The organism is Albidovulum salinarum, from assembly GCF_025673475.1.
Taxonomy (GTDB): domain Bacteria; phylum Pseudomonadota; class Alphaproteobacteria; order Rhodobacterales; family Rhodobacteraceae; genus Albidovulum; species Albidovulum salinarum.
Window position 1 is genome coordinate 40,458 of record NZ_JAOVQO010000020.1, and the last position, 21,684, is coordinate 62,141.

Here is a 21,684-nt window from a genome sequence, read left to right on the forward strand (position 1 = left end):
CGCAAGAGCCGTTCACCGGGTCGCGTCGTGCGGCGGCGCGGCGCCCCGGTTTAGGGGCCGCCTCAGACCGTCGCTGTCGCGCGCATGGCGAGCCCCGCGCCGGGGCGCGCGGCGGCAAGCTCGGTGGTCCCGTCCTGCTGCCGTGCGTTTAGCGTGAAGGCCTGACCGTCGCAGATCGGGCTGAAGGCGCGGAACTCGAAGGCGCGCAAGGTCGCTCCGGTGTTCTGGCGCAGCGCGAGGTCGGCGAGCATCGTCGCGATCAGCGGGCCGTGGAGCACCAGCCCGGCATGGCCCTCGACGTTGCGGGCATAGTCGCGGTCGTAATGGATGCGGTGGCCGTTGAAAGTCAGCGCCGAGTAGCGGAAGAGCATCACCTCCGAGGCCTTGACGGTCTCCGTGACGTCCCAGCCGCCCTCGTCAACCGGCGGCACCGGCGCGGCGTCGCCCGGACGCGGGTCCTCGCGGTAGACGATGTCGTGCTCCTCCCAGAGCGCCGGGCCGTCAACGGTCGCGATCTCGTGCCGCACCGTCACGAAGCAGAGCGCGCCGGAACGGCCCTGCTTCAGCGCCACGTCCTTGATCGTCGAGGTTTTCGTCGCCGTAGCCCCGATCCTCAGCGGGGCGGAGAAGCCGAGCCGCCCGCCCGCCCACATCCGCCGGGGCAACGCTACCGGCGGCAGGAAGCCGCCGAGCGCGGGGTGGCCGTCGCGGCCGAGGTCGCTGAGTTTCGCCGAGTGCAGGAAATAGAGCCAGTGCCAGAGCGGCGGCAGCGGATCGCCGTCGCGGAGCGCCGGGTCACGGTCGAGCGTCATCTCCATCAGGTTCGCGGGCTCGGCCCGGATCCTGTCCGACCGGATCTCGCTGCGGCCGATCCACTGGTTGAGGATCGCGGGGTCCATCGTTCGGTCCATGGCTCAACTCTTCTGCGTGAGGGGGGCGAGGGCAAGCCCCTCAAGGACGGGGCCAAGCCCGATGCGGGCATCCGCGTCCGGATCGAGCAGGCGCGCGGCGGTGGCGTCATCGCCGCCGCAGGCCGCGAACTTGGCGCGGATATCGGCCGGCGACATCGGCCGCACCGGACCGCCCGCGACATGGCCGACGGTTTCGGACAGGGTGCCGCCGCCGGCGAGATGCACCGTCACCCTGTCCGGGTGATCGGGGCTCATGTCGTCGAGCACGGGGCCGGGATCGTAGGCATCGACCTCGGTTCGGTCGAGAAGTGCGGCGATGGCGGGACGGAGGAACGCCTCGGACCGGAAGCTCTGCGGGCCCACGGCGCCGTCTACGAGGGCCGCGAGCGCGCAATAGGTCGCCGAGAACCGGGCCTCGTTGGCGTTTGTGGGCCTGAGGAATTCCGAGACGCGGAAGTAAGGCTCGGGCATGCGGATGACGATCCGCACCCAGTCCGCCGGATCGGGCAGGCGGGGCCGGAGCGCAAGGCCCGCGTCGATCACCCGGTGGGTATAGGCGCAAGAGGGCCAGGGCTTGCGCAGGATCGCATGTTCGGCGATCCCGAGCGGGCGGCCGATCCGCGCGAGGACTTCGCCGGGATCTGCGTTGGCGCCGTGATGCAGGGCGGCAAAGCCGAAGCGGCCCTCGAAAGCCCCGGCAGCACCGGTCGCCCCGGCAGCGGCGAGCCGCGCCGCCTCGATCCCCGCGCGGGCGGCAAGCCCGGCATGGAGCGCCTTGGCATCGGTGCCGAACTGCGCCTTGAGCCCGCCCGCAAGGCTCGCCGAGATCGCGAGCGCATGGGCGAAGGTGGGCGCGGGCAGCCCCAGGAGCCGCGCCGAGGCCGCCGCCGCGCCCACGCTGCCGAGCGTGCCGGTGGCATGCCAGCCGGCATTGTAATGGTCGTAGCGCAGCCATGCGCCGAGGCGGGTGATGGCCTCGAACCCCACGACATAGGCGTCGAGGAGATCGTCGAGCGGTCGGTTCCCCGCCCGCGTCAGGGCGAGGAGGGCGGCAAGGATCGGGGCGCTCGGATGGGTGGAGCCGGGAACCTCGTAATCGTCGAAGTCGAGCGCATGGGCGGCCGTGCCGAGGATCAGCGCGGTGGCGGTCGCCGTGTCCTCGGACGCGAAGGCCCCGCGCGCGGCGCGGGTCTGGGGCTCGTTCCAGCCCGCGATCATGCAGCCGAAGGTGTCGAGAAGGGCGAGCCGCGCCTCCTCCCGCGCCGTTTCGGGGACGATCACGCCCGAAGCCCAAAGTGCGAAGCTCTCGCAAAAGCTGCTCATGCCACCCCCAGCGACCGCGCCAGCGCGCCGATTTCGGCCCAGGTCGCCTCCGGCACGGCGATCTCGCCGCCCGAGGCCGCGCGATGGGCGCGCTCGCGCTCGCCGGGGATCTCGACCCGGTCGAAGCCCGGCGCGGGCGGGCAGGCGCGGAGTTCGGACAGGATCTCCTCGGCCACGGCGGCCATGCGCGGCGCGGCGCGGAAACGGGTGGTGTCGATGCAGATCAGGAGCCAGTTGCACTCGGTGGCGGCGGGGCCGAGCATCGCCTCGCCGATCAGTTCCGCCATCAGCGCCAGCGCATAGCCCTTGTGCTCGCCTGCCGGCAGGATCGCGCCGCCGGCGAAGTAATCCTCCGGGTCGCGGGTCGGGTTGCCTTCGCGGTCGATGACGCAGCCCTCGGGCAGGAGCGCGCCCGCCGAGCGCGCGGCATAGATCCAGCCGCCGGCGATCTTCGAGGTCGCGAAGTCCATGACCACGGGGCCGTCGGCGCCCGCCGGAATCCCCACGCACCACGGATTGGTCGGCAGCATCGCCTTCGCCCCGCCATGGGGCGCCACCTGCCGCCAGGTCTCGCGGTTGCCGCCGCCCATGAGGAAGGTCAGGAACCCGTCCCGCGCGGCCTCGTCGGCAAAGGCGCCGTGCCGCCCGGTATGGCCGACATTGCGGATGGCGAGCGCCGCGATGCCGCTTTCCCGCGCCTGCCGACAGCCCCCGGCGAAGGCCAGCCGCATCGCCGGGATGCCGATGCCGCCTTGCCCGTCCACCTCATGCGTCCCGGTTGCCGTAGACCGGAAAACCGGCTCGGCCCCCGCCTTCAGATAGCCCGAGCGCATCTGCTCGGCATATTGCAGGACCCGCATAAGCCCGTGGCTTTCGATGCCGCAGAGACTGGTATCGACGAGATGCTCCGCCACCTGCTGCGCGACGTCCTCCGTCGTGCCGAGCGCGCGGAAGATGGCGGCGGCACGCGCGACGGCCTCCCCGGCCGGTACAGACACCCGGCCGCCGCGCAGGTCCAGCTTTGAGCGGGTCTCGGCCATTCGTCCCGCCTCAGGACGCCTTGTCGAGCGCTTCGAGGAACTTGTACTTCTCGTCCGGGTGCATCGAGATATTCGTCTGCGGATAGGGGAAGTTCGCCGCCGCGACCTCGCTGTGAAAGGCGTTCAGGGCCGCCACCCGTTCCTCATGGATCTGCCTGTGCAGGCGGCCGACATTGCCGAACGCATGGGCGTGTTTCGGCGGCTTCGACTCCTCGCTCGCCTCGCCGCAGATGTCGGCGACGAAGGACATGATCACGTCGCCCGCCTTGCCGGACCCAAGCGAGAAGGTGACGATCGAGGTCTTGCCGTTCACCGCCTCCAGCACCTCCTCGGCGATGCATTCGGCCTCGACCGCGAAGACGCCCGCATCCTCCATCCGCTTCAGTGTGCGGTAGATCTCCATCGCCTCGTCCGCGGTGCGGCCGAAGGCGCGCAAGCCGCCGGAATAATGGCTGAAGGTCGGGATCAGGCCGATATGGCTCTGGACCGGGATGCCCTCCTTCGCCAGCGCCTCCATCACGTCGTAGGAGCGCAAGGTGTAATACATGTCGCCGCCCTTGCGCATCATCTCGAAGGCGTGGTCCATGATCTCGGGCAGCGTGCCGAACTGCGCCCAGGTCGAGCCGACCCCGGCAAAGTGATGCGGCGCGATCTGGCGCACCTCCTCGATCTGCTCGGCCCAGACCACCAGAAGGTCGATGCCAGCCTCGACGCAGGCGCGCAGTTCCGCGGCATTGGCCGGGTTCGACATCGACAGTTTCCGTCCCGAACCCTTCAGCGCCTTGAGGTCGGCGACCGTGTAGTTGCGGGCCGAGGGCCTGCGCCCGAAGTCGTAGATGCGTTTCACGTCCGTCTCCTGATGATCCGTAGATCCGTTTCTTGCGGTTGGCGGTGATCGCGCTTCGTCGCCATGTCCAAGTGCTCAGGCGGGGAAGGGGTCGGCCTGGTGCGGATCGGTCGCGAGCCAGACCGACTTCGTCTGCAGGAAGGCGCGCATCCCCTCCCAGCCGTTCTCGCGGCCGTGGCCGGACTGTTTCCAGCCGCCGACCGGGCTTTGCGTCGCGGCGTTGAAGTAGTTGTTGATGTAGACGGTGCCGGCCTCGATCCGCCCGGCCATCCGCATCGCCTTCGCGACGTCGCGCGACCAGATCCCGGCGGCGAGGCCGTAGGGCGTGTCGTTGGCGGTGCGGATGACCTCGGCCTCCGCGTCCCAGGCCTCGGTCGAGACCACGGGGCCGAAGACCTCGTTCTGCGCCAGCTCCGACGCGTTCGGCACGTCGGCGAAGATCGTCGGGCCGATGTAATAGCCCTTGTCGCGGCAGGCCATGCGGCCGTCGAGCAGGAGCCGGTGCCCTGCCGCCTCGGCCGCCGCGATCCGTTTTAGGATCGCCTCGTAATGCGGGCGGTTGGCGATCGGACCGATCTGCGAGGCGGGGTCGTCGGGCGGGCCGGTGCGGGCTTTCTTCACCACGTTGACCAGCCGCTCGGTGAACGCGTCGATGACCGAGCGGTGGACCAGGAGCCGCGAGCCCGAGATGCAGCTCTGCCCGCCCGCCGGGAAGATCCCCGCAGCGACGCCGTTGACGGCGAGGCCGAGATCGGCGTCGGGCAGCACGATCTGCGGCGACTTGCCGCCAAGCTCCATCACCGTCGGCTTCACCTGCCGCGCGGCGATGGTCGCCGCCGCCCGCCCCCCGGCGGCGCCGCCGGTGAAGCTCACCATCCGCACGTCCGGGTGGTCGATCAGCGGCTCGCCCGTCGTCGGGCCGAAGCCGGTGACGACATTCACCACGCCGGGTGGCAGCCCGGCCTCCTCGAGCACCTCCATCAGCTCGAGCGTCGAGCACGAGGCCTGTTCGGAGGGCTTGATCACCACCGTGTTGCCTGCCGCGAGGCAGGGCGCGAGTTTCCAGATCAAGGTGCCTACGGGCGAGTTCCACGGCAGGATCAGCGCGACGACCCCAAAGGGCTCCCAGGTCAGGTAATTGTGCATGTGCGGCACCTCGGCCGGGATGAGCCGGCCCTCGAGCTTGTCGCACATGCCGGCGTAATAGTGGAACGAATCCACCTGCCAGCCGCCCGCCCTCAGCCCCGGCGCGATGTTCGGCAGCCGGCCGTTGTCGCGCAGCTCGACTGCGCCGAGCCGCTCGGCATGGGCACTGATCACGTCGCCGATCCGCCGCAGTACCCGGCCGCGTTCGGCCGGCATCATCCGCCCCCAGGGACCGTCGTGGAACGCCGCCTTCGCCGCCGCGACCGCGCGGGCCACATCCTCGGCGCCGCAATCGGGAACGCGCGCCCAGACCTCGCCCGTGGCCGGGTTCTCGCTCTCGAACCAGCGCCCGGTCGCGGGCTCGTGCCAGGCATTTCCGGCGAAGTAGCGATAGGTTTTCAGCTCAGCCATGCGTCGTTCTCCCTCACCACGATCACCGTGGGCCGGTCGGTTTCGAAGGCGCCCTGGAAGGCCTCGGTGAAAGCCGCCGCGCTGTCAGCGTAGGTGCCGTGGCAGTGGCAGGCTTGTGCGAGGGCGACAAAATCGGGGTTGATCCCCTCCACCCCGACCCGGGCGATGTCGCGCAGGTCCATGTCGTCCTGGATCTGCTTCAGCCCGCCGTTCTCCCAGATGACGATCGGCAGCGCGAGCCGCGCCTCGGCGGCGGTGACGAGCTCGGGCATGGTGAACATGAAGCCGCCATCGCCGGCGAGCACCGCGACCGGCGCGTCCGGTCGCGCCAGCTTCGCCCCGATCCCGTTCGGCAGCGCATTGCCGAGCGCGCAGAACCCCGCCGGATAGAACCAGTGCCGCGGCTTGCGCACCGGCATCGCGAAGGCGCCGGTATAGACGAGCTGGCAGGCATCGCCCGCCCAGACCGTGCCCTCGGGCGCGATCCGGTCGAGAAGTGCCAGAAGCTTCGCGTGCCGGCGCTCCGAGCCGCTCAGGTTCGCGGCGATCCGCGCGCGCAGCCCCGCCACACGCGCCACGCCGTCCCGGTCCCGACCCGGGACCTCCGCCAGCGCCACCCGGAGCGCGGCCATGGCGGACCCGGCATCGGCGACAATGCCAAGCGTCGCAGGATAGAGATCGCTGATCTTCGCGGGGTCGATATCGACCCGGATGATCCGGCCCCTCAGCTCCATCCGCTCGATGAAACTGTCGGTCTCGGAAAGCTCCGTCCCGACGGCGAGGATCACGTCGGCCTCGGGAAGGAACGCCTGCACCTCGGGCCTGACGGTCGATGCCGAGAGCGACAACGGATGGTCGTCCGCCACGATCCCCTTGCCGGCGGTCGAGGCGATGACGACGGCCCCCAGGGTATCGGCAATGGCTGTCAGATCCCCCGCCGCGCCGGCGGCACCTCCGCCGATCATGATCACGGGGCAGGTCGCGGCCCGAAGCATCCGCGCCGCCTCGGCGATCTGAGCCGGCGCTGGCGCGGGACGGGCGGGCAGGGCGACAGGCTCCCATATCTCCTCGACCATCTCGGCCTGCACGTCGATCGGCAGCGAGATATGGCAGGGACGCGGGCGCTGGCTCGCGAAGATCGAAAACGCACGGGCCATCAGGTCGGGAACATCCGCCGCCCGCCGCGCGGTCGCGGAAAAGGCGCAAAGCGGCTCGGTCGCCCGTTTCTGCTCGGTGATCTCGTGGAGCACCCCCCAGCCCTTGCCAATGGTCCTCGCCTCGGGTTCGGCCGAAACGAGAAGCATCGGCAGGCTGTCGGCATAACACTGGCCAACCGCCGTCGCGGCATTGGTGACGCCGGGGCCGGAGATGACGACGGCGACGCCGACCTCGCCGGTCGCCCGCGCCCAACCCTCGGCCATGAAGCCCGCGCCCTGTTCGTTGCGGGTCTGGACGTGGCGGATCGCACCGGCATTCGCTCCGCCCGAAAGCCCCCGGCAGAGATCGAGCGTATGGACGCCCGGTATCCCGAAGACCGTGGTGACGCCGTAGCGCGCCAGAAGCCGCATCGTCGCCTCGCCGCAGGTCATGCTCATGCCGCTGTCTCCTTCGGCTGTTCGGAGGGGAACTCGGGGGCCGGGGCGGGGCGGCCGAGGATCAGGTCGGCGGCTTTCTCGGCCATCGCGATCACGGTGGCGTTGAGGTTGCCGGTGATCTGGGTCGGCATCGCCGAGGCGTCGCATACGCGCAGCCCCTCGACCCCCCGGACCCGCAACCCGGCGTCAAGCACCGCCATCGGGTCATGGTCGCCCCCCATCCGCGCGGTCGAGCAGGGGTGATGGCCGGTATAGGTCGTGGCCCGCACCGCCGCCTCGATCTCGGCGTCGGTCCGGGCGTCCCGCCACGGCTCCAGCTCACCGGTGACATAGCGGGCGATCTGGGGCTGCGCCATCACCTCGCGCATCACCTTCACGCCGGCGACCAGTTCCTTGAGATCGCGGGGGTCTGCGTAGTAGTTCGGGTCGATCAAGGGATGCGCCCTCGGGTCGACGCTCGCCAGCCGAACCGTGCCGAGCGACCGGGGCCGTTCCTGGTTGATGTCGATCTGCACCCCCGGTTTCGCCACCTTGCGGCCCCGCACCAGGAGCTTGCGGCCGAGCCATTGCGACCACGGGGTGCGCTCCCGGTCGCCGTTCGTGAGGTTCTCCTCGACGATCATCGGGGTCATGAAGACTTCCAGTTCCGGCAGGGCGGGGTCGTCGAAGGCGTGAAAGAGGACAGCCGAGAAGAACGCCCCGCCGCCGGGCCCCCGCTTGAAGAGAAGCCAGTTGGCCATGAGCGCGGCCGCCTTGTCGAGCCGCTGGTGGCGGGCGAGCGACAGGTCCATCCGGTCCGAGCCGTATTGCATCGACACATCGACATGGTCGGCAAGATGCGCGCCGACGCCGGGCAGGTCGGCCACGACCGGGATGCCATGCGCCGCCAGATGCGCGGCGGGGCCGATCCCGGACAGCATCAGGGTCTGCGGCGTCGCGAAGGCGCCCTGGCAGAGGATCACCTCCCGCCGCGCCTCGAAACGCTCGCCGGTCACGGTCTCGACCCCGGTCGCGCGGCTGCCGGAGAAGGTCACGCGCGCAACCTGCCGATGGGTCAGCACGGTCAGGTTTCCCGGCCGCCTCCCCAGATAGGCGATGGCCGAGGACTGGCGGATGCCGCGGTGGACGGTGGAATCGGTGCGGGCGACGCCGGTGCGGTCGGGGCCGTTGAAATCGTCGAGACGCCGGTGCCCGGCCGCCCGCGCGGCGTCGATGAACGCCTGGTCGAGCGCGCCGAAGTTCGCCGACAACTCGGTCTTCAGCGGCCCGCCGACCCCGTGCCAGGGATCGCGCCGGTCCCGCGCGCCCTCCGAGCGGCGGAAATAGGGCAGGAGGTCGGCATGGGACCAGCCCGGCAGGCCCATCTGCCGCCAGCCGTCATAATCCGCCGCCACGCCGCGCATGTAGATCATGCCGTTCATGATCGACGAGCCGCCGAGCCCACGCCCGCGCGCGTAGTAGATGCGCCGCCCGCCGAGTGCCGCCTGCGGCACCGAGGAATAGCCCCAGTCATGCTTCGGATTGCCGAATATGAAGCCGTTGCCGGCGGGCATCCGGATGAAGAGGTCGCGGCCCCCGCCGCCCGCCTCGACGAGCGCCACCGTCACCTCCGGGTCCTCGGCCAGCCGCGCCGCCAGCGCGCAGCCCGCCGATCCGCCGCCGGCGACGATATAGTCGAAGCCCGTCATGCGCGCAGCTCCGCGATGACCGCGTCCGCGAATCCGCGAGTCGTGGCCGTGCCACCGAGATCGGGGGTCAGATGGCCCGAGACCAGCGCCCGCTCCACCGCCGCCTCGATCCGGCGGGCGACGGCGGGCAGGGCGAGGGAATGCTCGAACATCATCGCCACCGAGAGGATTGTGCCGGCCGGGTTGGCGATGCCCTGCCCGGCGATGTCGGGGGCCGAGCCGTGGACCGGCTCGTAGATGCCCTTCACGCGGCCTCCGGGTGACCCGCAGAGGCAGGCCGAGGGCAGGAGCCCGAGCGAGCCCGAGACCACGGCGGCGAGGTCCGACAGGAAATCGCCGATCAGGTTGCAGCCCATCACCACGTCGAAGGCCAGGGGAGTTCGCATCATCTGGAAGGCGCAGTTGTCGGCGTACATGTGCGTGAGCGTCACGTCCGGGTATTCGGCCGCGACCTCGGTCACCACCGCGCGCCAGAGCTTGTAGCTTTCCATCACGTTGGCCTTGTCGGCCGAGACGAGCCGCCCCTTGCGCGTCCGCGCGAGGCGGAAGCCGGCATGGGCGATGCGGGCGATCTCGTCCTCGTCATAGGCGGCGGTGTCGAAGCCGTAGCGGCGGCCCGCGCGCCGCTCCTGCCCGCGCGGGGAGGCGAACATCACGCCGCCGGTCATCTCGCGCAGGACCATGATATCGGCCCGCTCGGCGAGCCCGGCGCGGAACGGCGTGAACCGCCCGAGCTCCGGCCAGGCGCGGGCGGGGCGCAACCCCGCATAGGCGTCGAGCGCCTTGCGGAGCCGCATCAGCCCGTCCTGCATCTCAGGTCCGCCGGGCACGCGGATATCGTCCCATTCCGGCCCGCCCACGGCGCCGACCAGAACCGCGTCGGCAGCCCTCGCCGCCGTCACCGTCTCCTCGCGGCAGAAGGTGCCGTGGGCCTCCCAGGCCGCGCCGTGAAGCAGATCCTCGGCGATATCGAGCCGGATGCCCGCCAGCCCGGAGGCCACCTCGGTCACGTCGAGCGCGGCAGCGAGAACCTCGGGACCGATCCCGTCGCCGCCAAGGGCAAGGATGGAGAAGTCCGCCATAGCGCAACCATTCCAAAAGGGTCTTCGGTGTGACGCTAGCAGGCTTGCATGGTTGGAAAAACGCAGAAAAAATGAATACAGATCATTCATCAAGGGAATGAATATGCGCGCCTATCCCGCCCTATCGCAGATCGCGGCCTTCGACGCCGCTGCGCGCCATCTCAATTTTTCGCGGGCGGCGACGGAGCTGAACGTCCAGCAACCTGCGGTCAGCCGGCAGATCGCCGCACTCGAGGCCGATCTCGGCCACCGGCTCTTCCAGCGCAGCAAGCCGCGGCTGCGGCTCACGCCCGAGGGCGAGATGCTGGCGACCGCGGTCACCGACGGTCTCGGCGCGATCCGCCGCGCCATCGACGCGCTCCGGGGGCAGAGGCGGCGCGACGTGCTGGTCGTCAACGCGGCCATCGGCTTCACGAGCTTCTTCCTCCTGCCGCGCCTCGGCGAGTTCCAGAGCGCCCATCCCGATATAAGGGTCGAGGTGGTCACCCGCGACCAGAACCCCGATTACGACCCGACTGCCTGCGACCTCGTGGTGACCTTCGGCGAAGCGCCGCCGCCCGGCACCGAAAGCCGCCCGATCTTCGGCGAGGAACTGATCGCGGTCTGCGCGCCGGGGCGCCTGCCCGCGGGGCGGCGTCTCGGTCCGGAGGAGCTGGTCCGAGAACGGCTCCTGCACATGTCGAGCGGCGCCCATGCCAGCGACTGGGACCGCTTCCTAGCGGGAACCGGGCTCGGCCCGCCCGAGCCGCAGCCGATCGACCGGCTCTTCAGCTACATGGTCTACCTGCGCGCGATCCAGAACGGGCAGGGGATCGGGCTGGGCTGGCGCCACCTCGTCGACGATCTTCTGACGAGCGGCGCGCTGGTGCAGGTTTCCGACCGCGTCATCGTCACGCCGCGCGCCTATCACTGCTCGATCCTGCCCCATTCGGAGATGCGCGCCGACGCGCGGGTCTTTCTGGACTGGATCGGCGGGCTGGTGCCGCCGACGGGCGCCCGTGTAAAAACCGGTGCGGCGCAACTCTGACGCTACTGGATCGTTGGGAAGTAATCGTCCGGCGAGACCCGGACGTCGACCAACTTCTCGTCGCGGCCGACCAGAAGCACCACCTCCGGCCCGGCCGACCGGTCCGAGGGGCCGGGCGAGGTGACCGAGACGGCCTGATCGATGGCCATTTCGCCCTGCAACTCGGGATCGTCGAACGGCGCGGCCATGACGCTGCCGTTCATCAGCCCGCGCTTGATCGTGTGGCTGACATAGGTCGAAAGAAACTCCGGCCGCCGCCGCCCGGTATCCGCCGCGAGAAGCCCGATCGCGGCCTCGACCGCCGGGGCGCTGCCGATCAGGTAGTCGACGTCCGGATAACGGTCCAGGGCGGTCTGGACCTGCGCCAGCTGCTGGCGGAGCCCGGTATCGGCGCTGAAGACCTCGAGGATGGTCACGGCGCTTCCGGCGAGGCCGCGCCGCAGCCCATCCTCCAGCGGCGCCGTCCAGCCTGCCGCCGACGGGCCGGAGATGAACACTGCGGTCTTCGCCGCCGTGCCCTCTGGGTGCAGCGTGGCGAGGTGGCGCCCGACTGCCTCGCCCATGTCGCGCCAGTCGACGCCGATGCGGCCACTCAGCGCGTCCGAGTGCAGCTCGTTCACCAGGCCGAAGACCGGGATACCTTTCGCCACGCGGGCGATCTCGCGCATCAGGTCGGGATGGTCCGAGGTGACGGCGCCGATCAGGACCGCGTCCACGCCCCGCGCCGCGCAGGTTTCAAGCTGCTCGATCTGCCGCACCCGCGCGTTGTAGCCGCCCGCCTCGAAGAAGAGGAGCGCCACGTCCTTGCGGGCGGCCTCCTGTTCGAGCCCATAGCCCACGCTCAGCCAGTATTCGTCCTTGAAATGCGGAACCAGCACGCAGAAGAGCGGCCGCGCCGCCGCGGCCGCCGCCGTCAGCGACAGCGCCGCGGCGAGGAGCAGGGCCGCGATTGAACGGATGCCGGAGGCCCCGTAATGTCTGGCCATGCGGAGGACGAGATTTGACACGCGGCTGATCCAGATCCTGTCCGCCATGGGGGCGATCGCCATCATGGTGGGTGTCGCCGCCATTGCCGTCAACCGGCATCTCGTGCGCACGCATGACGCGCTGATGCGCTCGAGCCTTCCGGCGACCGAGCTGACCAGCCGGATCGATGCCTCGGCCGCGGTGGTGGGGACGCTGGCGCAGGCGCTTGTCCAGGCCGACACCAGCGCCGATCTCGACCGGATCGCTGAAGCGCTTGCCGGCGCGGTCGACAGCCTCGAGCGGGGGGCGCGGGAGCTTGGCGCGGTGCGGCGCGGTGCCGCGCCGCCGGGCACGGAGCGCGGTGCGGCCGGAATCGTCGCGCAGATGACCGGGGAAGGGCACGATCTCCTCCGGCTCTCGGACCGGATCGCGGTGCAGGCTGCGGGGATCGACGAGATGGGCGGGCGGCTCGACGGGCTGATCGAGGCGCAGATCGACCTAGCCCGGCTGCGTGTCACGGCGGGCATCGCCGGGGTCTATTCGCATCCCGAACGCGATGCGCGGCGGATTCTCGACCAGCTCGCCGACCGCTACTTCTTCGGCTTCGAGCGGCTCGCGGAACTGGCGCGGATCGTCGATGCCGCGCGGCTGATGTTGCAGCAGGTTCCGGTCAGCGGGACCCCCGAGGCGCTGGCCGCTGCCGGGGCCGATCTGACCGACCGCCTCGGCCTCGCCGAGCGCCGGGTCATCTACATGCCGTCCCCGTCGGCGCGCGAGGAGGCGCAGGCAATCCTGGTCCGGCTGCGCGGCGCGGCCGGACCCGGCGGCCTCCTGTCGCTTCAGGCCGAGCGAATGGCCTTGCAGTCATCAATTGCCACCGGCAGCGAGCGGCTCCGCCAGATCATCGCCACGCTCTCGGCCGAGGCCCGGCAGGCCCGCGACGCGGCGCAGGCCGAGGCCCTGGCCGAGATCGCGCGGGCCGAGCGCGTGTCCTCCTGGCTCGCTGCCGCGCTCTTTGTTCTGGTCCTCGCCTCGGTCGTCACCGCCTCGGCTTTGTGGCTCTATGCGCGCCGGCAGATCGTCACGCGGCTCGCGGACCTCTCGCGCCGCATCGTCTCCGTCGCGCGCGGCGATTTCGGCGCGCCGATGCCGATCAGCGGCCATGACGAGATCGGGCGCATGGAAAAGGCGCTCAACATCCTGCGGCGGCGGATGCGTGAGGCGGCGCGTCTCCGCGAAAGCCTCGAAGACGCGGTGATCGCGCGGACCGGCGACGTGGTGGCCGAGATGCGCGCCTCGGACGCCGCCCGCGCCGAGGCCGAGGCCGCGAGCCGCAGCAAGACCGAATTCCTCGCCCGGATGAGCCACGAGATCCGCACGCCGCTCAACGGCATCATCGGGATGCTCGGCCTCCTCGAGGCCGAGGTGATCGGGCCGGGCCAGCTCGAGCGGGTTCGGACGGCGCACCGCGCGGCGCGCGAGCTTCTGGAGATTACCAACGACATCCTCAGCTATGCCAGCAGTGAGGACCGAACCAATCGCGGCAATGCGGTGCATTTCCGGCTGCGCGAGCTTGTCGGTCAGCTCGGCCACCAGCTCCACTCGCTTGCCGGCGCGAAGGGGCTGGAGGCGGTGGTGGACCTCGCCGAGCCGGCGCCGCCGGTCCTCTGCGGCGATGTCGTGAAGATCCGCCAGGTGGTCGGCAACCTGGTCTCCAACGCGGTGAAATACACCCGGCGCGGCACCGTCGCGCTGTCGGTCGACCATGCCGTCGAGGCGGCGACCGGGCGCCATGTCGTGAGCTTCACCGTCGCCGACACCGGCATCGGCATGACCCGCGAGGCGATCGCGCGCGCCTTCGACGCCTATGAACGCGCCGATTCTGCGCGCCGGTCCGGGATCGAGGGCATGGGGCTCGGCCTCGCCATCTCGCGCAACCTCACCGAGGCGCTCGGCGGGGCGCTCAGCGTCGAGAGCGAGCCGGGCATCGGCAGCCGCTTCACGCTGACCGTGCCGCTCTTGCCGGGCGAGCCCGACGCGGTCGCCGAGGACGAGGCGCCGCTGGCGGCACACGATTTTGGACGCGACGTGCTGGTGATCGAGGATAATGCGGTCAACCGGATGGTGGCGCGCGGCTATCTGGAACGGCTCGGCTGCCGGGTGGAGGAGGCCGAGACCGGCGCCGCAGGGATCCGGTTGGCGGCCGAGCGGCCTTTCGACCTGATCCTGATCGACCTCGACCTGCCGGACATCGAGGGTGGCGAGGTGGCGCTGCGCATCGGCGGCGGGGCGCGTCTTGCCATCCTGACCGCGCATCTCATTGAGGACACGGCGGAGAACCGCGCCCGCCTCTCGGTTGGGCGGATCCTGACCAAGCCGGTCTCGCCGCGGGCTCTGGCGGAACTACTCGAAGGATCGAAGCCGGCCGCGGTCGACGGCACGGCCGTGGCCGAGAGCCTGCGCGGTGACATCGCCGACCTCGGCGCCGACGTGACCGGGCGGATTGTCGGGACCTTTCTCGGCGATCTGCCCGAGGCGCTCGAGGCGATTGTCTCCGCCACGCCGGAGCGGCAGCGCAAGGCGGCGCACCGGCTGAAGGGGGCGGCGGCGAATTTCCGGCTCGCGGCGCTCTGCGACGTTCTGGGCCGGATCGAGGCCGCGCCCGAGGGGGCCGATGCCGCGCTCATCGGGCGGATGCGCGCGGCCGCCGACAGTGCCGCGGCGACCTTGCGCGCGGCAGCGGCTGCGGAAGGGCTTCAGACCGAGGCGGGATCGACGAACCTGTAGCCGCGGCCGTGATCGGTCAGGATCCAGTCCGGCGCGGCGGGATCACGTTCGAACTTGCGCCGGAGCCGCCCGACCACGACGTCGATCATGCGGTCGTTGGAGCGCATCGCACCCCGGCCGATCATCTCCGACAGCCGCGCCCGGCTCAGCGTCTGGCCCGGATGGTCGGCGAGCGCGGTCATAACGTCGAACTCCAGCGGCGTCAGGCTCTCGACCCGGCCGGCCGAGACCAGCCGGTGGCGGATCCGGTCGAGCCGCCAGGGGCCGAACGTGTCGACCGGCTGGGCCGCTCGCGGCGCCTGGCCGATATCGGCGATCCGGGCGAGCAGGTTCTTCACCCGCGCCGCGAGCTCGCGCTTGTCGAAAGGTTTGGTGACATAGTCGTCGGCGCCCATCTCGAGCCCGACGATCTTGTCGACCTGATCGGACCGCGATGTCAGGAGGATGATCCCGACCCGCGACCGCGCCCGTTGCTCGCGGGTGATCGTCAGCCCGTCCTTGCCCTCGAGGTTGATGTCGACGAGCAGCAGTTCCGGAGGGTCGATGTCGATGATCTCGTCCATCGCCTCGGCGCCTTCGGCCTCGGTCACGCGGTAGCCGAGCTCGCGCAGATAGGCCGCAAGACGCATCCGCGTGACGCGGTCATCCTCGACGATCAGGACATGCTGGGTCATGGTGTTGATTTACAATTCTTTACAACTTCGCACAAGCAGAATTGCGCCCCATCAAGCCCGTCGCGGTCCGGAAAGCCTAGGGTCCGCATCGAAACGCACATACAGGAGGCAACCATGACCTTTCTGAACCCCACCCGCCGCGGCTTTCTGATGGGCGGCGCCGCGCTCGGCGCCACGGGCCTGATGAACTCCACCGCACTTGCCGCGATCGACCCCAATTCCTTCGCGGACCGCACCTTCCACGCCACCCACTACGGCCCGTTCGAGGCGGTCGTGCGCGACGGTAAGCTCGTCGGCATCAACGCCGTGGCCGAGCTTGACGCCCGCCCGACCGAGATGCTGACCTACGGCATCATGGACCGCACCTACGACAAGACGCGGATTCTCTATCCGATGGTGCGCAAGTCCTACCTCGAAGGCTGGGAGAGCGGCGACACCAGGCCCGAACTGCGCGGCAAGGAGCCCTACGTTCGCGTCGACTGGGACACCGCGCTCGGCCTCACGGCGAAGGCGCTTCTCGATACCGCGACGACCCACGGCAACGAGGCGATCTTCTCCTCCTCCTATGGCGGCTGGGCCAATGCCGGCAACTTCCGCCCGAACGTCATGCAGGGGCGGCTCCTGAACCTGATGGGCGGCTGCACGAACACCCAGGGCGACTGGTCGGCCGGCGCCTCGCAGATCTCGCTGCCCCGCGTGATCGGCGACATGGAGGTCTATTCGCCGCAGACCGCCTGGGAGGTGATCCGCGACAACACCGAGCTTTTCGTTCTGGTCGGCTGCGACCCGATCAAGAACAACCGGATCGAGTACACGGTGGCCGACCACGGCATGTACGCGCCCTGGGAACAGATCCGCGACAACGGCTGCCGCTTCGTCTCGATCAACCCGCAGCGCACCGCGACCGACGAATATCTTGGCGCCGAATGGGTGAGGATCGTCCCCAACACCGACACCGCGCTCTTCCTCGCGATGGCCTGGCACGTGCTCGACAAGGGGCTCGAGGACCGCGCTTATATCGACAAATACACGGTCGGTGCCGACAAATGGATCGCCTATGTGAAGGGCGAGACGGACGGCACCCCGAAGACGCCGGCCTGGGCCGCGGCGATCACCGGCATGGACGAGGCGAAGATCACCGAACTGGCCGAGCTTCTGGCCGCCTCGAAGACCCAGATCGCCGGCGCCTGGTCGCTGCAGCGCGCCCAGCACGGCGAGATGGCGCACTGGGCGATCGTGAATTTCGCGGCGCTGACCGGCAAGATCGGCAAGCCGGGGCAGGGCGTCGGCTTCTCCTGGCACTACGGCAACGGCGGCATGCCGCAATCGGGCAAGGCGACGCCCACCGGCATGAGCCAGGGCCGCAACTGGGTGAAGGGCATCTGCCCGGCCTCGCGCATCACCGAGATGCTGGAAAACCCCGGCGCGACCTTCACCTATAACGGCCGCGAAAGCACCTACCCGGACGTGAAGATGATCTTCAACGCCGGCAACAACTTCATGTCGCACCAGCAGGACACCAACCGGCTGATCCGCGCGCTGACAAAGGTCGAGACCATCGTCAGCGTCGATGTCTGGTGGACCGCCGCGACGCGCTGGGCCGATATCGTCCTGGCCGCCTCCTCGACGCTCGAACGCGACGACATCAGCGTCGGCGGCACCTATTCGAACGACAAGGTCTTCGCGATGAAGAAGGTGATCGAGCCCCTGGGCGAGAGCCTCTCGGATTACGAGATCTTCGAGGCCCTGTCGGACAAGCTCGGCCTCTGGGCGCAGTTCACCGACGGCGAGGACCTGATGACCCATATCCAGCGGGCCTATGAACGCTCCGCCGCCGCCGAGCACACGCCGTTCGAGGAATTCTGGGAAAAGGGCTACGCCCGCATGGAGGTGCCGGCCGAGGCCCGCAAATGGACCCGCCACGGCAGTTTCTACGAGGATCCCGAGGCCAACCCGCTCCACACCGCATCCGGCAGGATCGAGATGTTCTGCGAGGAGATCGCGAACATGCAGCTCGAGGATTGCCCCGGCATGCCGGTCTGGATGGAGAAGCACGAATACCTCGGCAACGCCGCGGAGGGCCAGCTGCACGTCGTCAGCCCGCATCCGTGGTTCCGGCTCCACAGCCAGATGGCCAACTCCGAGACGCTCAGGAACCTCTACATGGTGCAGGGCCGCGAGCCGGTGCGGATCAACAGCGAGGACGCGGCTGCGCGCGGCATCGCCGACGGCGATCTGGTCGAGCTCTACAACGACCGCGGCACGGTGATCGCTGGCGCTGTGGTGTCGGACGACATCATGCCGGGCGTCGTGTCGATCTACGAGGGCGGCTGGCCGCAGCTCGACAGCAAGGGCCGCTGCAACTCCGGGCTGGTGAACTTCATCACCTCGACCCAGCGCGCCTCCGGCCTCAGCCAGGCGACCTCGGCCAACACCGTGCTCGTCTCGATGCGCAAGTGCGAGGACCCGGAGGGGCCGAACCTCGCCTACGATCCCCCCGCGATCATCGAGGACATGGAGGTCGCGGCGCTCGACGACGAGAAGCTCGGCCTCGACCGGATCACCGCGATCACGGATGCGCTTTATGCCGACATGGATCCGGGCGAGAAGCTCTTCTACGAACGCTGCACCGTCTGCCACGGCCCGCGCGAGGTCTCGCACTTCACCCAGCTCCAGTGGAAGGGCATCACGCCCTCGATGTTCCCCCGCGCCGGTCTTGACGAGGCCGAACAGGCGCTGGTGATGGACTACCTGATGAAGAACGCCTCCGACGCGATGTGAGGCAGTGCCAAACCGGGCGGCCGGATGCGCCGGCCGCCCCCCTTTTCTCCGGCCGAAAGCGATGACCATGACGATGCATCACGCTCCGGTCCCCGGCACGCCCTGCCGCGCGGACCTGCCGCCGGCTCCCTTCGTCGACGGGTTCGGCAGGCGGGTCAGCTACCTGCGGCTCTCGGTCACCGACCGCTGCGACCTGCGCTGCACCTACTGCATGGCCGAGACCATGACCTTCCGCCCGAAGCGCGAGCTTCTGAGCCTCGAGGAACTGGCGCGGCTCTCGGCACTCTTCATCCGCCACGGCGTCCGCAAGCTCCGGATCACCGGGGGCGAGCCGCTGGTGCGGCGCGACGTGATGGACCTCTTCGGCGATCTCTCGCGCCACCTGCGCTCCGGCGCGCTCCACGAGCTGACGCTGACCACCAACGGCACGCTGCTGGCCCGCCATGCCGGGGCGCTCGCCGCCTGCGGTGTCCGGCGGGTCAACGTGTCGCTCGACACGCTCGACCCCGCGCGCTACCGCGCCATCACCCGGCGCGGCGACATCCGCATGGTTCTGGCCGGGATCGAGGCGGCGCGGGAGGCCGGCCTGAAGGTGAAGATCAACGCGCTCGCCAGCCGCGGCGCCTTCGAAAGCGAGGTCGACGACCTGATCCGCTTCGCCCACCGCCGCGGCATGGACCTCACGCTGATCGAGGAGATGCCACTCGGCGATACCGGGCTCGACCGCCGCGCCAGCGTGCTCTCGCTCCGCGAGCTGCAGGCCGACCTTGCGAGCCGCTGGACGCTCGCGCCCGAGCGGGCCGGCACCGGCGGCCCGGCGCGGTATCTGCGGGTGGCCGAGACCGGCGGAATGCTCGGCCTGATCTCGCCGCTCTCCTGCAATTTCTGCGCGCTCTGCAACCGGGTACGGGTAAGCTGCGACGGCCGGCTCTTCACCTGCATGGGTGAAGAGGGCTCGGTCGACCTGCGCGCGCCGCTCCGCCGCTCCGAAGGCGCCGCCTTGCAGGCGATCCGGCAGGCGATCCGGGCCAAGCCGGAACGCCACCGGTTCGACCTCGCGCGGATGGCGGAACCCGCCGTTGCGCGCCACATGTCGGCGCTCGGCGGATGACACGCAGATGCGCGAGCGCCGCCCCGCGCTGCGGCACCGGAATACGGACTCGCGCCGGGCGCGCGGCCACCACTATCCTTGAGAGGCCAGCAACGAAACGACACGGAAAGGACTTGCCATGACCCAGGATCTCCCCGGCGCCGCCGGCGACATCGCGAAGAGCCACCCCGCGGTCTGGGACGCCTACGCGGCCCTCGGCGCCGCCACCAGCACGGCCGGCAGTCTCAGCGACCGCGAGCGCCGCCTCGTCAAGCTCGCGCTCGCGATCGGCGCCGCCTCCGAGGGCGCGGTGCATTCCCACGCCCGCCGCGGCCTCGCCGAAGGTCTTTCCGGCGACGACCTGAAACAGGTCGCCCTCCTCGCGATCGGACCGCTCGGCTTCCCGCGCGCCGTCGCCGCGATGACCTGGATCACGGACGTCTCCGACTCCGCCTGACCGGCGCCGCACCGTTCCCGGATCATTCGAGCCGCCCGGTGAAGACGTAGCCCTCGCCATGCGAGGTCGAGATGATCTGTGGCAGCTTCGGATCGCGCTCGATCTTGCTGCGCAGGCGCCGGATCAGGACGTCGACGGTGCGCGGGTCGCCGCCCTCCTGCCGGTGGGTGACCGCCGCGGCCAGCATCTCGCGGCCGAGAACCTCGGCGGGATGGCGGACGAGCTGCGCCAGGAGCTCGTACTCGGCGCGGGTCAGGCGCACCGCCTCGCCGGTCTCGCGGATCAGCGCCCGCGTGGTGACGTTGAAGGTGAAGCCCTCGAAGCGGAACACGGTGCGGCTGAGATGGCGCAGCGCCATCGTGCGGCGCAAAAGGTTCTTGATCCGCGCCAGAAGCTCGCGCCGGTTGAACGGCTTGCAGACATAATCGTCTGCGCCCATCTCCAGCCCGACGATCCGGTCCACGTCGTCGGTACGGCCGCTGATCAGGATGATGCCGACCTCGGAGAGCGCGCGCTGCTCGCGGGTGATCTGGAGCCCGTCCTTGCCCTCGAGGTTGATGTCGACAAGCAGCAGGTCCGCGTTGTCACGGGCCAGTACCGCCTCGGCTTTCTCGGCGCTCGCGACCTCGGTCACGCGGTAGCCATGCGAGTCCAGGTAGCTCGTCAGGGTCGCGCGCGTGACCGGCTCGTCCTCGATGATCACGATATGCGGCTGGCGGTGTCCGGGCATGCTCCCTCCGATTTATCCTAGCAGTTAACATTTTTTCATAACTTGCGCGAGTCCGTTCATCGGCCCCGGCTGACCTGTTCACATCGCGTCCCTAGCGTCAGTCCGTCGGCAGCGCGGCGCCGGTCCGCACGTCGGCAGGTCAACAGGGAGCACGCAATGAAAAAAGCCAGACTCATTCTCGGCGGAACCGCCGCCATCCTCGCCGCCGCGGGGGCGGCGCAAGCCGATTCCGACGACCCGATCATCATCCCGATCCACAACTGGTCGAGCCAGATCGTGATGAGCCATGCCGTCGGCAAGATCCTCGAAGATGTTGGCGCCAATGTCGAATTCGTCACGACCGACAGTCAGGCGGTCTACGAATCCGTGCGCCTCGGCGACGTGACGATGGAACTCGAGGTCTGGGAAGGCGCCTTCGGCGCCTCGTTCCGCGCCGCGCTGGAGAAGGGCGGGCTGCATGACGTCGCCACCCATGCCGCGACGACGCGCGAGGACTGGTGGTACCCGCTCTGGACCAAGGAGGCCTGTCCCGGCCTGCCGGACTGGAAGGCGCTGAACGACTGTGCGGCGGTCTTCGCGACGCCGGAGACCGGCGACAAGGGCCGCTTCCTCGGCGGCCCGGTCGACTGGTTGAAGCACGACCAGGAGCGGGTCGACGCGCTCAACCTCAATTTCGTCGTGGTCAACGCCGGGTCGGCGGCCGCGCTCTGGGCCGAGATTGGCGCGGCCGAGGCCGAGAAGAAGCCGATCGTACTCTTCAACTGGACGCCGAACTTCGCCGAAGCCGTCTGGCCGGGCGAGTTCGTCGAGTTCCCGGCCTGGGAGGACGGTTGCGACACGGATGCCGCGGTGGGCCCCAACCCCGACATGACCTATGACTGTGGCAACCCCGCGGGCGGCTATCTCAAGATCGCGGCCTGGGACGGGATGAAGGAGAAATGGCCGACCGCCTACGAGACGCTGACCAAGGTCTCCTTCACCAACCCGCAGATCGCCGAGATGGCGAAGCTCGTCGATGTCAACGAGATGGAGCCCGAGGACGCCGCCGCCGAATGGCTGGCCGCGAACGAGGACGTCTGGAAGCCCTGGACCGAGTGACCGCAAGCGCAAGACTGCCATCGGGGGTTGC

General features: G+C 69.7%; 17 protein-coding genes. 6 read left to right on the top strand and 11 right to left on the bottom strand.

Annotated elements, in window-relative coordinates:
• Nucleotides 1–62: 62 nt before the first annotated feature.
• The 8 genes from OEZ60_RS18590 to leuB all read right to left on the bottom strand — a co-directional run bounded on the left by OEZ60_RS18590 (nt 63) and on the right by leuB (nt 10,043).
• Nucleotides 63–911: an HTD2 family dehydratase gene (locus tag OEZ60_RS18590; RefSeq protein ID WP_263339489.1), complete on the bottom strand. Its 849-nt coding sequence runs from the start codon at nt 909–911 to the stop codon at nt 63–65.
• A 3-nt stretch (nt 912–914) separates the two neighbouring features.
• Complete coding sequence (locus OEZ60_RS18595; RefSeq protein ID WP_263339491.1) at nt 915–2,234, bottom strand: MmgE/PrpD family protein; 1,320 nt, start codon at nt 2,232–2,234, stop codon at nt 915–917.
• The gene (locus OEZ60_RS18600) at nt 2,231–3,274 is read right to left on the bottom strand and encodes an Ldh family oxidoreductase (RefSeq protein WP_263339493.1); all 1,044 of its coding nucleotides are present in this window, start codon (nt 3,272–3,274) and stop codon (nt 2,231–2,233) included. Before OEZ60_RS18600 ends, OEZ60_RS18595 begins: the two co-directional genes overlap by 4 nt.
• 10 nt (nt 3,275–3,284) lie before the next feature.
• Nucleotides 3,285–4,121, bottom strand: coding sequence for a 3-methyl-2-oxobutanoate hydroxymethyltransferase (locus OEZ60_RS18605; protein WP_263339496.1), 837 nt, complete (start codon nt 4,119–4,121; stop codon nt 3,285–3,287).
• Between the two features lie 75 nt (nt 4,122–4,196).
• Nucleotides 4,197–5,678 carry an aldehyde dehydrogenase family protein gene (locus OEZ60_RS18610; protein ID WP_263339499.1) on the bottom strand — a complete coding sequence of 494 codons (1,482 nt, stop codon included), beginning with the start codon at nt 5,676–5,678 and terminating at the stop codon, nt 4,197–4,199.
• Entirely contained in the window at nt 5,666–7,273 is a 1,608-nt protein-coding gene (locus OEZ60_RS18615) for a 5-guanidino-2-oxopentanoate decarboxylase (RefSeq protein WP_263339502.1), read from the bottom strand. The genes OEZ60_RS18610 and OEZ60_RS18615 overlap by 13 nt, the downstream gene beginning before the upstream one ends.
• Nucleotides 7,270–8,961: a GMC family oxidoreductase gene (locus OEZ60_RS18620; protein WP_263339503.1), complete on the bottom strand. Its 1,692-nt coding sequence runs from the start codon at nt 8,959–8,961 to the stop codon at nt 7,270–7,272. Before OEZ60_RS18620 ends, OEZ60_RS18615 begins: the two co-directional genes overlap by 4 nt.
• Nucleotides 8,958–10,043, bottom strand: coding sequence for a 3-isopropylmalate dehydrogenase (gene leuB / locus OEZ60_RS18625; protein ID WP_263339504.1), 1,086 nt, complete (start codon nt 10,041–10,043; stop codon nt 8,958–8,960). The genes OEZ60_RS18620 and leuB overlap by 4 nt, the downstream gene beginning before the upstream one ends.
• 103 nt (nt 10,044–10,146) lie before the next feature.
• Between leuB and OEZ60_RS18630 the strand changes: the two genes are divergently transcribed.
• Nucleotides 10,147–11,070, top strand: coding sequence for a LysR substrate-binding domain-containing protein (locus OEZ60_RS18630; protein WP_263339506.1), 924 nt, complete (start codon nt 10,147–10,149; stop codon nt 11,068–11,070).
• A 2-nt stretch (nt 11,071–11,072) separates the two neighbouring features.
• Here OEZ60_RS18630 and torT read toward each other — a convergent pair whose 3' ends face one another.
• Nucleotides 11,073–12,056, bottom strand: coding sequence for a TMAO reductase system periplasmic protein TorT (gene torT, locus OEZ60_RS18635; protein ID WP_263339509.1), 984 nt, complete (start codon nt 12,054–12,056; stop codon nt 11,073–11,075).
• Between torT and OEZ60_RS18640 the strand changes: the two genes are divergently transcribed.
• Nucleotides 12,055–14,823: an ATP-binding protein gene (locus OEZ60_RS18640; protein WP_263339510.1), complete on the top strand. Its 2,769-nt coding sequence runs from the start codon at nt 12,055–12,057 to the stop codon at nt 14,821–14,823. The two genes, torT and OEZ60_RS18640, sit on opposite strands and share 2 nt — an antisense overlap.
• Here the strand turns inward: OEZ60_RS18640 and OEZ60_RS18645 are convergent.
• A complete protein-coding gene (locus tag OEZ60_RS18645) occupies nt 14,793–15,497 on the bottom strand; it encodes a response regulator (RefSeq protein WP_263339512.1) in 705 nt (234 codons plus the stop codon). The genes OEZ60_RS18640 and OEZ60_RS18645 overlap by 31 nt on opposite strands.
• 114 nt (nt 15,498–15,611) lie before the next feature.
• Between OEZ60_RS18645 and OEZ60_RS18650 the strand changes: the two genes are divergently transcribed.
• From OEZ60_RS18650 to OEZ60_RS18660, 3 genes are all read left to right on the top strand, one after another.
• A complete protein-coding gene (locus OEZ60_RS18650) occupies nt 15,612–18,278 on the top strand; it encodes a molybdopterin-dependent oxidoreductase (protein ID WP_263339515.1) in 2,667 nt (888 codons plus the stop codon).
• A 67-nt stretch (nt 18,279–18,345) separates the two neighbouring features.
• Nucleotides 18,346–19,389, top strand: a complete 1,044-nt coding sequence (gene moaA / locus OEZ60_RS18655) for a GTP 3',8-cyclase MoaA (RefSeq protein WP_411709815.1) — start codon at nt 18,346–18,348, stop codon at nt 19,387–19,389.
• Nucleotides 19,390–19,507: 118 nt separating this feature from the next.
• Nucleotides 19,508–19,825: a carboxymuconolactone decarboxylase family protein gene (locus tag OEZ60_RS18660; protein ID WP_263339519.1), complete on the top strand. Its 318-nt coding sequence runs from the start codon at nt 19,508–19,510 to the stop codon at nt 19,823–19,825.
• 22 nt (nt 19,826–19,847) lie between these two features.
• Here OEZ60_RS18660 and OEZ60_RS18665 read toward each other — a convergent pair whose 3' ends face one another.
• The gene (locus OEZ60_RS18665) at nt 19,848–20,555 is read right to left on the bottom strand and encodes a response regulator (protein ID WP_263339521.1); all 708 of its coding nucleotides are present in this window, start codon (nt 20,553–20,555) and stop codon (nt 19,848–19,850) included.
• Between the two features lie 156 nt (nt 20,556–20,711).
• Between OEZ60_RS18665 and OEZ60_RS18670 the strand changes: the two genes are divergently transcribed.
• Nucleotides 20,712–21,653, top strand: a complete 942-nt coding sequence (locus OEZ60_RS18670; RefSeq protein ID WP_263339524.1) for an ABC transporter substrate-binding protein — start codon at nt 20,712–20,714, stop codon at nt 21,651–21,653.
• Nucleotides 21,654–21,684 lie beyond the last annotated feature (31 nt).

Bases quoted from the DNA above. Each gene is read 5' to 3' on its own strand.
- OEZ60_RS18645 (WP_263339512.1), bottom strand. From the start codon at position 15,497: ATGACCCAGCATGTCCTGATCGTCGAGGATGACCGCGTCACGCGGATG.
- OEZ60_RS18650 (WP_263339515.1), top strand. From the start codon at position 15,612: ATGACCTTTCTGAACCCCACCCGCCGCGGCTTTCTGATGGGCGGCGCC.
- OEZ60_RS18670 (WP_263339524.1), top strand. From the start codon at position 20,712: ATGAAAAAAGCCAGACTCATTCTCGGCGGAACCGCCGCCATCCTCGCC.
- moaA (WP_411709815.1), top strand. From the start codon at position 18,346: ATGACGATGCATCACGCTCCGGTCCCCGGCACGCCCTGCCGCGCGGAC.
- OEZ60_RS18590 (WP_263339489.1), bottom strand. From the start codon at position 911: ATGGACCGAACGATGGACCCCGCGATCCTCAACCAGTGGATCGGCCGC.
- torT (WP_263339509.1), bottom strand. From the start codon at position 12,056: ATGGCCAGACATTACGGGGCCTCCGGCATCCGTTCAATCGCGGCCCTG.
- OEZ60_RS18640 (WP_263339510.1), top strand. From the start codon at position 12,055: ATGCGGAGGACGAGATTTGACACGCGGCTGATCCAGATCCTGTCCGCC.
- OEZ60_RS18665 (WP_263339521.1), bottom strand. From the start codon at position 20,555: ATGCCCGGACACCGCCAGCCGCATATCGTGATCATCGAGGACGAGCCG.
- OEZ60_RS18615 (WP_263339502.1), bottom strand. From the start codon at position 7,273: ATGAGCATGACCTGCGGCGAGGCGACGATGCGGCTTCTGGCGCGCTAC.
- OEZ60_RS18660 (WP_263339519.1), top strand. From the start codon at position 19,508: ATGACCCAGGATCTCCCCGGCGCCGCCGGCGACATCGCGAAGAGCCAC.
- OEZ60_RS18595 (WP_263339491.1), bottom strand. From the start codon at position 2,234: ATGAGCAGCTTTTGCGAGAGCTTCGCACTTTGGGCTTCGGGCGTGATC.
- leuB (WP_263339504.1), bottom strand. From the start codon at position 10,043: ATGGCGGACTTCTCCATCCTTGCCCTTGGCGGCGACGGGATCGGTCCC.
- OEZ60_RS18600 (WP_263339493.1), bottom strand. From the start codon at position 3,274: ATGGCCGAGACCCGCTCAAAGCTGGACCTGCGCGGCGGCCGGGTGTCT.
- OEZ60_RS18630 (WP_263339506.1), top strand. From the start codon at position 10,147: ATGCGCGCCTATCCCGCCCTATCGCAGATCGCGGCCTTCGACGCCGCT.
- OEZ60_RS18610 (WP_263339499.1), bottom strand. From the start codon at position 5,678: ATGGCTGAGCTGAAAACCTATCGCTACTTCGCCGGAAATGCCTGGCAC.
- OEZ60_RS18620 (WP_263339503.1), bottom strand. From the start codon at position 8,961: ATGACGGGCTTCGACTATATCGTCGCCGGCGGCGGATCGGCGGGCTGC.